The organism is Streptomyces sp. CA-181903, assembly GCF_050937075.1.
GTDB lineage: Bacteria > Actinomycetota > Actinomycetes > Streptomycetales > Streptomycetaceae > Streptomyces.
Genome location: NZ_JBNJLY010000001.1, coordinates 5,681,681 through 5,694,789 on the forward strand (window position 1 = coordinate 5,681,681; position 13,109 = coordinate 5,694,789).

12 protein-coding genes are annotated in these 13,109 nt (G+C 73.8%); 7 read left to right on the plus strand and 5 right to left on the minus strand.

Annotated features, from left to right (window positions below):
• The first annotated feature begins 35 nt into the window (after positions 1-35).
• Positions 36-740 carry a thymidine kinase gene (locus ACQEVS_RS25410; RefSeq protein ID WP_433023855.1) on the plus strand — a complete coding sequence of 235 codons (705 nt, stop codon included), beginning with the start codon at positions 36-38 and terminating at the stop codon, positions 738-740.
• Here the strand turns inward: ACQEVS_RS25410 and ACQEVS_RS25415 are convergent.
• Positions 715-1,512: a VOC family protein gene (locus ACQEVS_RS25415; protein ID WP_433023857.1), complete on the minus strand. Its 798-nt coding sequence runs from the start codon at positions 1,510-1,512 to the stop codon at positions 715-717. The two genes, ACQEVS_RS25410 and ACQEVS_RS25415, sit on opposite strands and share 26 nt — an antisense overlap.
• Before the next feature lie 313 nt (positions 1,513-1,825).
• Between ACQEVS_RS25415 and ACQEVS_RS25420 the strand changes: the two genes are divergently transcribed.
• Positions 1,826-2,674, plus strand: coding sequence for a sulfurtransferase (locus ACQEVS_RS25420; protein ID WP_433023859.1), 849 nt, complete (start codon positions 1,826-1,828; stop codon positions 2,672-2,674).
• A gap of 156 nt (positions 2,675-2,830) precedes the next feature.
• Here ACQEVS_RS25420 and sepH read toward each other — a convergent pair whose 3' ends face one another.
• Positions 2,831-3,892, minus strand: coding sequence for a septation protein SepH (gene sepH / locus ACQEVS_RS25425; protein WP_433023861.1), 1,062 nt, complete (start codon positions 3,890-3,892; stop codon positions 2,831-2,833).
• 346 nt (positions 3,893-4,238) lie between these two features.
• On the opposite strand from sepH, the gene ACQEVS_RS25430 reads away from it, so the two are divergent.
• On the plus strand, positions 4,239-5,321 hold the full coding sequence (locus ACQEVS_RS25430) for a hypothetical protein (RefSeq protein ID WP_433023863.1): 1,083 nt from the start codon (positions 4,239-4,241) through the stop codon (positions 5,319-5,321).
• 21 nt (positions 5,322-5,342) lie between these two features.
• On the opposite strand, the gene ACQEVS_RS25435 is transcribed toward ACQEVS_RS25430, so the two are convergent.
• Together ACQEVS_RS25435 and ACQEVS_RS25440 are read right to left on the minus strand one after the other, a co-directional pair.
• Positions 5,343-6,707 (minus strand): D-arabinono-1,4-lactone oxidase, encoded by a 1,365-nt coding sequence (locus ACQEVS_RS25435; RefSeq protein ID WP_433023865.1) that lies wholly within the window; start codon positions 6,705-6,707, stop codon positions 5,343-5,345.
• The gene (locus ACQEVS_RS25440; RefSeq protein ID WP_433023867.1) at positions 6,622-7,950 is read right to left on the minus strand and encodes an MFS transporter; all 1,329 of its coding nucleotides are present in this window, start codon (positions 7,948-7,950) and stop codon (positions 6,622-6,624) included. The genes ACQEVS_RS25435 and ACQEVS_RS25440 overlap by 86 nt, the downstream gene beginning before the upstream one ends.
• 193 nt (positions 7,951-8,143) lie before the next feature.
• Here ACQEVS_RS25440 and ACQEVS_RS25445 point away from each other — a divergent pair, with 193 nt between their 5' ends.
• Both ACQEVS_RS25445 and ACQEVS_RS25450 read left to right on the plus strand, forming a co-directional pair.
• Positions 8,144-9,271 (plus strand): ferrochelatase, encoded by a 1,128-nt coding sequence (locus ACQEVS_RS25445; RefSeq protein WP_433023869.1) that lies wholly within the window; start codon positions 8,144-8,146, stop codon positions 9,269-9,271.
• 36 nt (positions 9,272-9,307) lie between these two features.
• A complete protein-coding gene (locus ACQEVS_RS25450; protein ID WP_433023871.1) occupies positions 9,308-10,117 on the plus strand; it encodes an inositol monophosphatase family protein in 810 nt (269 codons plus the stop codon).
• A gap of 92 nt (positions 10,118-10,209) precedes the next feature.
• On the opposite strand, the gene ACQEVS_RS25455 is transcribed toward ACQEVS_RS25450, so the two are convergent.
• Positions 10,210-10,377, minus strand: coding sequence for a hypothetical protein (locus tag ACQEVS_RS25455; RefSeq protein WP_004949318.1), 168 nt, complete (start codon positions 10,375-10,377; stop codon positions 10,210-10,212).
• 372 nt (positions 10,378-10,749) lie between these two features.
• Here ACQEVS_RS25455 and ACQEVS_RS25460 point away from each other — a divergent pair, with 372 nt between their 5' ends.
• Positions 10,750-11,403 (plus strand): response regulator transcription factor, encoded by a 654-nt coding sequence (locus tag ACQEVS_RS25460; RefSeq protein ID WP_004949316.1) that lies wholly within the window; start codon positions 10,750-10,752, stop codon positions 11,401-11,403.
• A gap of 4 nt (positions 11,404-11,407) precedes the next feature.
• Positions 11,408-12,697: a sensor histidine kinase gene (locus ACQEVS_RS25465; protein WP_433023874.1), complete on the plus strand. Its 1,290-nt coding sequence runs from the start codon at positions 11,408-11,410 to the stop codon at positions 12,695-12,697.
• Positions 12,698-13,109: the final 412 nt, after the last annotated feature.

Genomic DNA, 13,109 nt, shown 5'->3' on the forward strand with positions numbered 1-13,109 from the left:
TCCCGCCCCACGAAACGAAAGGCGTTGGCCTTCCCATGCCCGAGCTGGTGTTCTTCTCCGGAACGATGGACTGCGGAAAGAGCACCCTCGCTCTGCAGATCGAGCACAACCGCTCGGCCCGCGGTCTGCAAGGGATGATCTACAGTCGCAACGACCGCGCGGGCGAGGGCAAACTGTCGTCCCGGCTCGGCCTGGTGACGGACTCCGTCGAGGCGGGCGAGGGGTTCGACTTCTACGCCCATGTGGTCGGCCGGCTCTCCGCGGGCGGCCGGGTGGACTACGTCATCGCGGACGAGGCCCAGTTCCTCGCCCCCGAACAGGTGGACCAGCTCGCCCGGATCGTCGACGACCTCGAACTCGACGTCTTCGCCTTCGGCATCACCACCGACTTCCGCACCCGGCTCTTCCCCGGCTCCCAGCGGCTGGTCGAACTCGCCGACCGCATCGAGGTCCTCCAGGTCGAGGCCCTCTGCTGGTGCGGCGCCCGCGCCACCCACAACGCCCGGACGGTCGGCGGGCAGATGGTCGTCGAGGGCGCCCAGGTCGTCGTCGGGGACGTCAACCAGCCGGAGGCGGTGGTGGGTTACGAAGTGCTGTGCCGCCGTCACCACCGCCGGCGTCTCACCGCGGCGGCGGCCCGGGCCGCCGCGCTCTCCCCGGACGTCCTGCCCGTGGACCCCGAGCCGGTGGCCCCCGAGCCGGCGGGCGGCGCGGCTAACGAGGTGACCGCACCAGCGTGAGGACGGCCCCCTCCGGGTCCGCGACCGACGCCGTCCGCCCCGCCGGCCCGTCCTGCGGGGGCTCCAGCATCCGCCCGCCCAACTCCTCCGCCCGCCGGACGGCGGCGTCGGTGTCGGCCACCTCGAACCAGGTCGTCCACCGCGGGCGCCGCACCGCGGCCCCGACCCCGCGCACGGAGGCGACGGGCCGGCCGTCCAGGTGCAGGGTGAGCCGGTCGGAGTCGACGGAGCCGGCCGGCTTGACCTCGTAGGGGAAGAGCGCCTTGTAGAACTTCACGGCGACGGCCGCGTCATGGGTCAGCAGCTCGTGCCACACGGCCGTCCCGGGCACCCCGGGTGCCGTCGGCGCCGGGGGCTCGTGCGGCTGCCGGACGCCGAAGGGGGCGCCGGCCGGGTCGGAGGCCAGCACCAGGCGGCCCACGTCCCCGGTGGCGAGCGGGCCCACCCCCACCGTGCCGCCCGAGCAGCGGATCCACTCCGCCGTCACATCGGCGTCGGAACTGGCCAGATAGGTGGTCCACTCCCTCGGCAGCCGCCGGTCAGGCGGCAGTTCGCCGAGCCCGGCGACCTCGCGGCCGTCGAGCACGGCGCGGACGCAGGGGCCGAGCCGGCACGGCCCGGGGTTGTCGTAGCTCCAGCCGAAGAGGCCGCCGTAGAACTCCTGCGTCGCCCCCAGGTCGTGCACCAGCAGGCTCGTCCAGCAGGGAGTGCCCGGGACGTGCCGGACCTGCCCCTCGCTCCGCTGCGGGGCGGACCCCCATACCTCGGTCATCGTCGCTCTCTCCTCGGACCATCGTGGTGGCCGCGCGGCGCTCCCATGGCCTGACGGCACGGGCGGAACTCCCGTGGACCGCGGCGCGCGGGGTGGTGCGGGACGGTGCCTGGACAGATCGTTGCACCACCGGTCGTGTCATGCCCCCCGGCCGCGCCGGATGACACTGGTTCCCGCGGGATCCAGCAGGAAGAGGCCGGAAATCGTGTTTCGCTTCCGTTTCGGGGCCCTTGCCGTCCAGTATCGATCGGTCGTGCGCTGTCCCGCCAGGGTGCCTGTCGGACGCAGAGGTGACTACGCCAGGATGGCCCGCATGAATCCGATCATCAGCGCAAGGGAATTGGCGGAGCTGTCGGCGGCGGGGGAGCGGCCGCTCCGGCTGCTGGACGTCCGTTGGCAGTCCGGCGGCCCGTCGTGCCGCCCCGAGTACGCCGCCGGTCACCTCGCCGGGGCCGTCTACCTGGACCTGGAGGAGGAACTGACGGGCCCCAAGGTCCCCCCGGGCACGGGCTGCCGCCACCCGCTGCCCGACCCGGCCGCCTTCGGGGCCGCGATGCGCCGCGCCGGCGTCCGCGCGGACGACGACGTGATCGTGTACGACGGCGGCCAGAACTGGGCCGCGGCCCGCACCTGGTGGCTGTTGCGCTGGACGGGTCACCGGTCGGTACGCGTCCTCGACGGCGGCGTGGCCGCGTGGACGGCCGCGGGCGGCGAACTCACCGACGAGGTACCGGAGGTCGCCGAGGGCGACTTCGTCCCGGCGCCGGGCGCGGTGCCGCTGCTCGACGCGGACGGCGCCGTGGCGCTCGCCCGCCGGGGCGTGCTGCTGGACGCCCGCGCGGCGGAGCGCTACCGCGGCGAGGTGGAGCCGCTGGACCCGGTCGCCGGGCACATCCCGGGCGCGCTCTCCGCGCCGACCACCGAGAACGTGGCCGCGGACGGGCTGTTCCGGCCGGCCGCCGAGCTGGCCGAGCGCTTCTCGGCGCTCGGCGCGGTGCCGGGGGCCGAGGTGGGCGTCTACTGCGGGTCCGGGGTCTCCGGGGCGCACGAGGTGCTGGCGCTGGCCGTGGCGGGCGTTCCGGCCGCGCTGTACGCCGGTTCGTGGAGCGAGTGGACGGCGGACCCGTCCCGTCCGGTGGCCACGGGGGCACAGCCGGGCTGAGCCGGGCTGAACCGGGCCGCGCCGGGCTCCCGGGCCGAGCAGGCCGATCGCCGGGCGCGGCCGCCCGGCGATTCAGGCAAAAGGGTTACGGGGGTTCGATCGCAAGGAACCACGCGAAAGGGGCGGACCGGCGGAATCAGGCCGCCCGGTCCGGCCTCAGTCCTGTTTCTTGCGCCGCGTCCCGAAGACGATCTCGTCCCAGCTCGGGACCGCGGCCCTGCGGCCCGGCCGGACGCCGTCCGCCTCCGCCTGCCGGTCCGTGGTGCCGACCAGCCGCTCCCGGTGCCCGGCCACCGACCGGGGCATCAGCACGTCCGCGTACGCCGAACCGGCGCTCGCCGCCGGAGCGGGCGGCTCCACGGCCTCCGCCTCCTCCGCCGGGACCTCGACCGGCGGTGCCGACGGCGGCTCGGGTACGACCATGTCGCCCCGGAAGCTGGGCACGGCCTCCAGCAGGCTGGTCAGGGAGTCGCGTTCCTTGGCGGCCTCCTCGGCGGCGGGCGCCGCGACGGCCGCCGGGGCCTCCACGGGCTCCGGCGCCGGGCGGTCCTGCGGCCGCTCCCGGGGCAGCCGGGCGATGCGCGGGACGAAGGGGAAGCTGGGCTCCGGGGTGTCCTCGGTCTCGCCGATCAGCGCCCGCGCCTCGTCGTCCAGCGCAGAGACGATCCGGCGCGGCGGATCGTAGGTCCAGCTCGCGGCACGCGGCTCGCCGGCCATGCGGTAGACCAGCAGCACCTCCCAGGTGCCGTCGTCGCGCCGCCACGAGTCCCACTGCGCGGAGTCCTTCTCGGCGCCGCGCAGCAGCAGCCGCTCCGCCACGGCCTCGCCGAGCTGCGGCCCGGTGCTCTCGCCGAGGCGGCGCACGGGGGTCTTGCGGGCGCGCTCGGCCATGAAGGCGCGCTCCGCGAGGACCGGGCCCTCGAACCGGCGCACGCGTTCGACGGGGATGCCGGCCAGCTGGGCGACCTCCTCGGCGGAGGCGCCGGCCCGGATCCGGGCCTGGATGTCACGGGGCCTGAGGTGGCTCTCCACCTCGATCTCGATCTGCCCCAGGCGTGCGCGGTCGTTGCGCACGGCGGCGCGCAGCCGCTCGTCGATGGGAAGGGTGTACTCCGTGCTGTCCGCAGCCTTGAGCACCAGCCGTGTGCCGTCGTTGGAGACGGCCACGACACGCAGTTCGGGCATGGGGACCTCCCGGGTGGTGCCTGCCGACGTCACGTGCGTCGCTGCTTCCGCTGGTCGAGTGTGGCCTGCCCGGGTAGCAGCCTGCCACAACATTGCCGAGTTGACGGGGCGAGAGCCGCCCGGGCCCCTCCCGTTGGGTCCGGGCAACCGGACGGGATACCGGGGCCGGGCTCGCCACAGTACTCCATTCGGACCACTGGGGGTGGAGCGGCGCGCCATCGATGTTCACGTCCGGCAAGGGAGTTGATTGCCCCCTCTTGCGCCGGAGACCTTCCCACGGGTGGTGAGGTTCACACAATCACCGGATTCGGAACTGTTCGTTACGCTCGAATGTCCTTTCTGAGTGCAAGAGGCGCGAAAGGATCGACAGAGGCTGGAGATGGACGACAAAGCCGAAAGTGGCGCAAAAGCCAAGGGCAAACGCCTGGACTTGAGCGTCGCCCAGGTGGCGGGCAGCGCGCTGGCCGCGGTGGTCGCCGCCCTGCTCGCCGGCAAGCTCGGTGTCTACGGCACGGTGATCGGCGCCGGTGTCGTCAGCGTGGTCGCCACCACGGGCGGCACGGTCTTCCAGCACCTGTTCAGAAGGACCGGCGAGCAGGTGCGGGACGTGGCTGTGCAGGCCGCGCGACCGAGGCTGCGCCAGGTCCCGCTGGGCGACGCGGAGCGCGCCGTCGGCCGGGCGCGCGCCGCCGACACCTCCGACGCCACGGCCGGGCACCCGGGCGCGGCGCTGCCGCCGGACCCGGACCGGACCGCGCTGTTCGCGCGGATCGGCACGGACCGTGACGAGGATGCGACGCGGATGCTGCCGGAAGCGCACGCCGGTGCGTACCCCGGCGCGTACGACAGTGCGCACCCCGTTCACGGCTCCGAAGCGTTTTCCGGGGAGTTCTCGGCCGGTACGACGCACGGCACCCGGTGGCGCGGCTGGAAGCGGCCGTTTCTGGCCGCCGGCGCGGTCTTCGTCCTCGCCATGGGCGCGGTGACGGCGGTCGAGCTGGTGTCCGGGGAGAGCGCCGACGGCACCAAGGGCGGGACCACGATCATGCGCTCCTTCCAGCAGGACAAACAGGAGAAGGGGAAGGAGCCCAAGGGCCCCGAGAACGACGGCAAGCGGGGGACCGGCGGCGACAACGGCCGGGACGGCTCCCACGGCACCGGCCCCGGGACCGGCGAGGGGACGGACGGGCGTCAGGACCCGTCCCGTTCACCGGGCACGGACGGCGGCGAGGGCTCGGACAAGAGCGGGGGCGCGACGCCGTCCCCCGACGCCTCGCGGCCCGCCGGCGGCTCCGGCGGGCAGACGCCGGACCCGGGGAAGTCCCCGTCGGGCGGCGCCTCGCCGAGCCCGGACCGGACCCCGGACCCGGGCGGCTCGCCGGACGCCGGCAAGGGCGGCACGGCCGAGGGCAAGGGCGGCGCGAGCGCGCCGCCGGCCCAGGGAAAGGGCGGCGGCGCCTGAGCCGGCGTGCGCCCCGGCGGCTCAGTCCCCGAGCACCCGCCGCAGATACGGGTTGCCGAACACCCGGTCGGGGTCCAGCCGGTCCCGTACGGCCGTGAAGTCGGCGAACCGCGGGTAGACCCCGGCCAGATAGGCGGCGTCCCGGCCGTGCAGCTTCCCCCAGTGCGGCCGGCCGCCGTGGGCGAGCATGATCTCCTCCGCCGCCGAAAAGTACGCCCGGTGCGGCGCGCGCCGGTACATGTGCACCGCGAGGTAGACGGTGTCGCGCCCGGAGGCGGTCGACAGCCAGACGTCGTCGGCGGGCGCGGTCCGGACCTCGACGGGGAAGGCGACCCGCAGCCGCCGCCGCTCGATGACCGCCCGCAGCTCGCGCAGCGCCGGCACGGCGGCCTCGCGCGGCAGCGCGTACTCCATCTCCACGAAGCGGACCCGCCGGGGGCTGGTGAAGACCCGGTAGGGGATGTCCGTGTAGGTACGGGCGGACAGGGCGCGGCCGGTGACGCGGGCGATGGAGGGCACCGCCGGGGGCACCGCCCGGCCGACCGCGCACACCGCGCCGAACAGCCCGTTCGACAGCAACTCGTCGTCCACCCAGGCGCCGAGGCGGCCGAGCGGCGCGGCGGGGCCCTGGCTGCGGTTGTTGCGTTTGGTGGTGCAGCACTCGGTGTGCGGGAACCAGTAGAACTCGAAGTGCTCGTTCTCCGTGGCGAGCCGGTCGAACTCGGACGTGACCTGTGCGAAGGACATCGGTTCCTCGCACGCCGTGAGCAGGAACTCCGGCTCCACGGCGAAGGTGATCGCCGTGATCACGCCCAGCGCGCCGAGGCCCACCCGGGCCGCCGCGAACACCTCCGGGTGCTCGGCCGCCGAGCAGGAGAGCACCGAACCGTCCGCGGTGACCAGTTCCAGGGCCGTGACCTGCGCGGCGATCGAGGCCGAGTCGCGGCCGGTGCCGTGGGTGCCGGTGCTGACGGCGCCGGAGACCGTCTGCTCCATGATGTCGCCCATGTTCGTCAGCGACAGGCCCCGCGCGGACAGCGCCCGGTTCAGGTCGGCGAGCCGGGTGCCGGCCCCGACCGTCACCGTGCCGGCCGCGCGGTCGACGGACCGTATCCCGGCGAGCCGGTGCGGGCGGACGAGTATCCCGTCCGTCGCGGCAGCGGCCGTGAAGGAGTGACCGGAGCCCGCGGCCTTCACCCGCAGCCCGTCGGAGGCCGCGGACGCCACCGCCCGGGCCAGTTCCGGAACCGTGTCCGGAGTGATCGTCCGCAGTGGGAAGGCGGTGACGTTCCCCGCCCAGTTACGCCACACGCTCGTCTTTGCCGGCGTCCTTCCCGGCGTCCGCGCGGGCGTCCTTGATGCTGTCCTCGCTGGTGTCTCCGTCATGTGCGCCAGACCCTCCCCTAGGCCGCGGGACGGACGTCCCGGTGCGCCGGGACACCCGCTCCGGCGCCGACCGCAGTCGGCGGTACCCGAGGAACGCCCCGACGGCCGCCAGCGCTCCCGCCACACCGGGCACCGCGTACCCCGTGCCGGCGCCCGAGGCGTCCACCACCGCTCCGGCGGCGGACGAGCCGAGTGCCGCCCCGACCGCCATCCCGGTGCTCGTCCAGGTCATGCCCTCGGTCAGGTTGGCGCGCGGTACGTGCTGCTCGACCAGGGCCATGGTGGTGACCATCGTGGGTGCGATGGCCAGGCCCGCGAAGAAGAGCGCGACGGTCAGGGACGGCAGGTTCCCGACCAGTTGGAGGGGGATCATACTCACGGCCATCACGCAGACCCCGACGAGCCAGCGGCGGGCGGGATCGCCCTTGGGGCGCAGCAGGCCGAACACCGTGCCCGCGATGCAGGAGCCGAGCGCCCACACGGCCAGGACCACGCTGGACAGCGCCTTGTGACCCAGTTCCTCGGCGAACGCCACGGTCACGACCTCGATGGAGCCGAACAGGGCGCCCAACGCCACGGCCGTCCCCACGAGGACCCGCAGCCCGCCCGAGCGCAGGGCGGAGCCGCCCCCGCCGTGGGCCGTCCCGGACGGCGGGGGCTCGGTGGCGTGCTGGGCGGTCAGCCAGAAGACGCCGAGCAGCAGGAAGACGCCCCCCAGCAGCGGTCCGGCCTCCGGGAACCAGCCGGTCGACAGGCCGATGGCGAGGAGCGGGCCGACTATGAACACGAGCTCGTCGATCACGGACTCGGCGGAGTAGGCGGTGTGCAGGTGACCGGGGGAGTCGCGGTAGAGGGCCGCCCACCGGGCCCGCACCATCGCCCCCACGCTCGGCACCGCGCCCACGCCGATCACTAGGACGAAGAGACTCCAGTGCGGCCAGCGCAGCCGCGCGCCCAGCAGCAGGCAGGCCGTCGCGGCCACCGAGAACAGGGTGGCCGGCCGCAGCACGCGCCGCTGCCCGTACCGGTCGACCAGCCGCGAGACCTGCGGCCCCATCGCCGCGGTCGCCAGGGCGAGTGCCGCGGAGAGCGCCCCCGCGAGCCCGTACTCCCCGGTGATCTCCGAGATCATCGTCACGATGCCGATGCCCATCATCGACAGCGGCATACGGGCGAAGAGACCGGCGGCGGAGAAGCTCTTGGCACCGGGTGCGGCGAAGATCGCGCGATACGGACTGGACAAGCCGGCTCCGCCCTGAGGAAGAGGAACGAGGGGTTCATGACGAGGGTGCCGCAGGTGCCTTCGATGGCCCATACAGGTTACGGGTGAACCTCTGTTCGCCGCGTGGTATTTCCCGCCGTCCCCAGGAGGCCCGGCGCACCGGCCCGCCGTGCCGGGTGACGCGGCTGTCAGTGGGGGTGGCAGGATCGTAGCCATGTCGGATCAGCCAGCCCACGCCCCGTACGACGCCCTGCTGCTGCTCTCCTTCGGTGGCCCCGAAGGCCCGGACGACGTCGTCCCGTTCCTGGAGAACGTGACGCGCGGCCGGGGCATCCCCCGCGAGCGGCTCAAGGAGGTCGGGCAGCACTACTTCCTGTTCGGCGGCGTCAGCCCCATCAACGACCAGAACCGCGAGCTGCTGCGCGCCCTGCGCGAGGAGTTCCCGGCGAGCGGCGTCGACCTGCCGGTGTACTGGGGCAACCGCAACTGGGCGCCGTACCTGACCGACACCCTCCGCGAGCTGGTACGCGACGGCCGGCGCCGGGTGCTCACCCTCGCCACCAGCGCGTACGCCTCCTACTCCGGCTGCCGCCAGTACCGGGAGAACCTGGCCGACGCGCTGGCCGCCCTGGAGGCCGAGGGGCTGCCCGTCCCGCGCGTCGACAAGCTGCGCCACTACTTCAACCACCCCGGCTTCGTCCGCCCCATGACCGACGCCACCCTGGCGGCCCTCGCGGAGCTGCCCGAGGAGGCCCGGGCCGGGGCACACCTCGCCTTCACCACCCACTCCATCCCCACGGCCGCCGCCGACACCTCCGGCCCGCCCGAGGACCACGGCGACGGCGGCGCGTACGTCGCCCAGCACCTCGACGTGGCCCGGACCATCGCCGACGCGGTGCGCGAGGAGACCGGGACCGACCGGCCCTGGCGGCTGGTCTACCAGTCCCGCAGCGGCGCCCCGCACATCCCGTGGCTGGAACCCGACATCTGCGACCACCTGGAGGCGGTGCACGCCGAGGGCGCCCCCGCGGTCGTGATGGTCCCCATCGGCTTCGTCTCCGACCACATGGAGGTCAAGTACGACCTCGACACCGAGGCCAAGGCCAAGGCCGTCGAGCTGGGCCTGCCCGTCGCCCGCGCGGCGACCGTGGGCGCCGACCCGCGCTTCGCCGCCGCCGTCCGCGAGCTGGTCCTGGAGCGGGCCGCCGCCGAGCGCGGCGAGCGGCCCGAGCGCTGCGCGCTGGGCGCCCTGGGCCCCTCGCACGACCTCTGTCCCGTCGGCTGCTGCCCGGCCCGGGCGCCGCGCCCCGCCGCCGCGGGCGCGGACAGCCCCTACGCGTGACCCCGCCGCGCCACCCCTACCAGGCAAGGAGCACCCGTGAACGCCCCCACCGACGCCCTCAAGGCCGAACTGCTGTCCGTGGCCCTGGAGGCCGCAGAGCGGGCCGGCGCGCTGCTGAGGGACGGCCGCCCCGCCGACCTCGGGGTGGCGGCCACCAAGACCAGCCCCATCGACGTCGTCACCGAGATGGACCTCGCCTCCGAGAAGCTGATCACCGGCTTCCTCGCCGAGCACCGGCCCGACGACGGCGTCCTGGGCGAGGAGGGCGCCAGCACCCCCGGCACCAGCGGGGTGCGCTGGGTGGTCGACCCCCTCGACGGCACGGTCAACTACCTCTACGGACTGCCGTCCTGGTCCGTCTCCATAGCCGCCGAGTACGCCGGCGAGACGGTCGTCGGCGTGGTGGCCGCGCCCCTGCGCGGTGAGACCTACCGGGCCGTCCTCGGCGAGGGCGCCTGGCTCGGCGACCGCCGGCTCCGGGTCCGTCCCGCGCCCGCCTTCGAGCAGGCCCTCCTCGGCACCGGCTTCGGCTACCTCACCGCCCGCCGCACCGCCCAGGCCGAGGTGGTCCGCCGGCTGCTGCCCGAGGTCCGGGACATCCGGCGCGGCGGCTCCGCCGCCATCGACCTCTGCGACGTGGCCTGCGGCCGGCTCGACGGCTACTACGAGCGCGGGCTCAACCCCTGGGACCTCGCGGCCGGTGACCTCGTCGCCCGCGAGGCGGGGGCGCTCACCGGCGGCCGCCCCGGCGCGCCCGCGTCCGGCGAGCTCGCCGTCGCCGCCCCGCCCGGCTTCTTCGAGCCCCTCCAGACCCGCCTGGAGGAACTGGGCGCCTGGCACGACTGATTCCGGCGCCTCCGGCGTACGGCGGCACACACGGCGGAGCGCCCCGGCGCACGAGGCACCGGGGCGCTCCCCCCGTTGGGCCGGGTCAAGGGTCAGGCGGCGCTGACCTCGACGCCGTGCTCCGCGGCGAGGCGGTGCAGGTCCTCCAGCTCCGCCTGTTCCATGTCGACGAGAAAGTCGTCTCCGCTGCGGCGGGCCCGGTCGAGATCACTCCGCGTGGTCTCTATGCGCTGCAGAATGCCGGCGGTGAACGCGTCCATGCTGCGCCCCCTCCTGGGTCGGCTCGGTGGCACGGGGGTGTGCCGGGGGTTCCCCGGACGGTGGCCGGGGAAGACGATCACGTGCGTGGTGGTCCCCCGCGGTGCCGCGTGGTCATGGCGCACCACGGGATGGGGGTCGTGATCGCGGGTGTGCAGACGTCTTCCCCACCCCCGTCCGCGCGGAAACCTCCCGTCCGCAAACGGACGGGAACCCGCCTCCGGCGGCGGCCCGGGAGCCCCTTACAGCCGGTTTATCGGTGTTCGGGGCAGGATGGAGGGCATCACCGGTGGCCGCCCCGGCCTGCCCGCGGGGCCGCCGGAACCACCCCCGAACCCCCAGGCCCGTCGGGCCCTTGAGGAAGGAAGAGCCCCGTGCGCGTACTCGTCGTCGAGGACGAGCAACTGCTCGCCGATGCCGTCGCCACCGGACTGCGCCGGGAGGCCATGGCCGTCGACGTCGTGTACGACGGAGCCGCCGCCCTGGAGCGCATCGCCGTCAACGACTACGACGTGATCGTCCTCGACCGCGACCTGCCGCTGGTCCACGGCGACGACGTCTGCCGCAAGGTCGTCGAGCTCCAGCTGGCCACCCGCATCCTGATGCTCACCGCCTCCGGCGACGTCAGCGACCGCGTCGAGGGCCTGGAGATCGGCGCCGACGACTACCTGCCCAAGCCCTTCGCCTTCAGCGAGCTGATCGCCCGCGTCCGGGCGCTGGGCCGGCGCACCACCGTCGCCCTCCCGCCCGTCCTGGAGCGGGCCGGCATCCGGCTCGACCCCAACCGCCGCGAGGTGTTCCGCGACGGACGCGAGGTGCAGCTGGCACCCAAGGAGTTCGCGGTGCTGGAGGTGCTGATGCGCAGTGAGGGCGCCGTCGTCTCCGCCGAGCAGCTGCTGGAAAAGGCGTGGGACGAGAACACCGACCCGTTCACCAACGTCGTCCGCGTCACCGTCATGACGCTGCGCCGCAAGCTCGGCGAGCCGCCCGTGATCGTCACGGTCCCCGGCTCCGGATACCGGATCTGACCCGATGGCCTCCACGCCCCCCTCCTCGGCGAGCACGCCGCCGGCGGCCTCCCAGCCCCCTCCCCGGCCGACGGCCCCGCCACGGCCCGCCTGGGACCCGCGCCAGCCCGTCGTACGCCCCTTCCCCTGGCTGCGGCCCACCATCCGGATACGGCTCACCCTGCTCTACGGCGGGATGTTCCTGATGGCGGGCGTCCTGCTGCTCACGATCATCTACCTGCTGGCGGCGGACGCCATGCGGGAGGGCAGCTATCTGCCGTTCCGCTTCATCGACGGCAACCTGGAGAGCACCAGCAACGCCTGTCCCTCCCTCCGCCCCGGCCGAATCGACGCCCGGGAGCTGGAGAACGCCGTCCAGGTGTGCATGAACCACCAGCGCGCCATAGCCCTCAACGGCCTCCTCCGGCGCTCGCTGCTGGCCCTGCTCGGCCTGGCCGTGATCGCGTTCGCCTTCGGCTACGCCATGGCCGGACGCGTCCTCTCGCCGCTCGGCAAGATCACCCGCACCGCCCGCCGGGTGGCCGCCACGGACCTGACCCGGCGCATCGAACTGGGCGGCCCGGACGACGAGCTGAAGGAGCTCTCGGACACCTTCGACGAGATGCTGGACCGGCTGGAACGGGCCTTCACGGCGCAGCAACGTTTCGTGGCCAACGCCTCGCACGAGCTGCGCACACCCCTGGCGATCAACCGGACGCTGTTGGAGGTCCACCTCTCCGATCCCGGGGCGTCACCCGAGCTCCAGCAGCTCGGCAAGACGCTGCTGGCGACCAACGAACGCAGCGAGCAGCTCGTGGAGGGCCTGCTGCTGCTGGCCCGGAGCGACAACGAGATCGTGGACCGCAAGCCCGTCGACCTGGCCGAGGTGGCCTCGCAGGCGCTGGACCAGGCCCGCGGGGAGGCCCAGGCCAAGGGCGTGGAGCTGCGGGGCGAGCGGCTGCCCGCCGTGGTGCAGGGCAACGGCGTCCTGCTGGAGCGCGTCGCGCTGAACCTGGTGCAGAACGCCGTCCGGTACAACGTGCCGGAGGGCGGCTGGGTGGAGGTGACCACCGAGTCCCGGCCCGGCGAGGCCGTGCTGGTGGTGGAGAACACCGGTCCCGTGGTCCCCGCCTACGAGCTGGACAACATCTTCGAGCCGTTCCGCAGGCTGCGGACCGAGCGCACCGGCAGCGACAAGGGGGTGGGTCTCGGCCTGTCCATCGTGCGGTCGGTGGCCAGGGCCCACGGCGGCCGGATCACGGCGGAGCCCCGCGAGGGCGGCGGGCTCGTCATGCGGGTGGTGCTGCCCGCCTGAGAGGAACGCGCCAAGGCCGTGGCAGGCACCTGACAGACTCCACGCGTCGCGGAATTCTGCGACAATGGCGCGGACACGGGTTCGCTTTGGGCGGAATTTTCCTGGTCTGATGAACGCTGTCTTCGTGTGTGATCGATCACACGGAGGGACATCCGGCCATCCACTCTCCGTGATCGGATCCCCTGGGGGAACGCCTGGAAAATGGGGGTTTCCGGGGGTCTTGATCACGGGAAGTACAGGAGATGGCGCTGCCACGAGCGGCCTGCGGACCGTGTACGGTCCCGTTCGCCACCCGATCCCATCACCTCTTCAGGTGTGCGGTTGGGTGTCGATTGAGTAACAGACCTTGATGTGAGGCAAAATCTCCGCCTTGGGTCGGGCACAAGTCCGGCCTCTCGCGCGTTACGTGCGC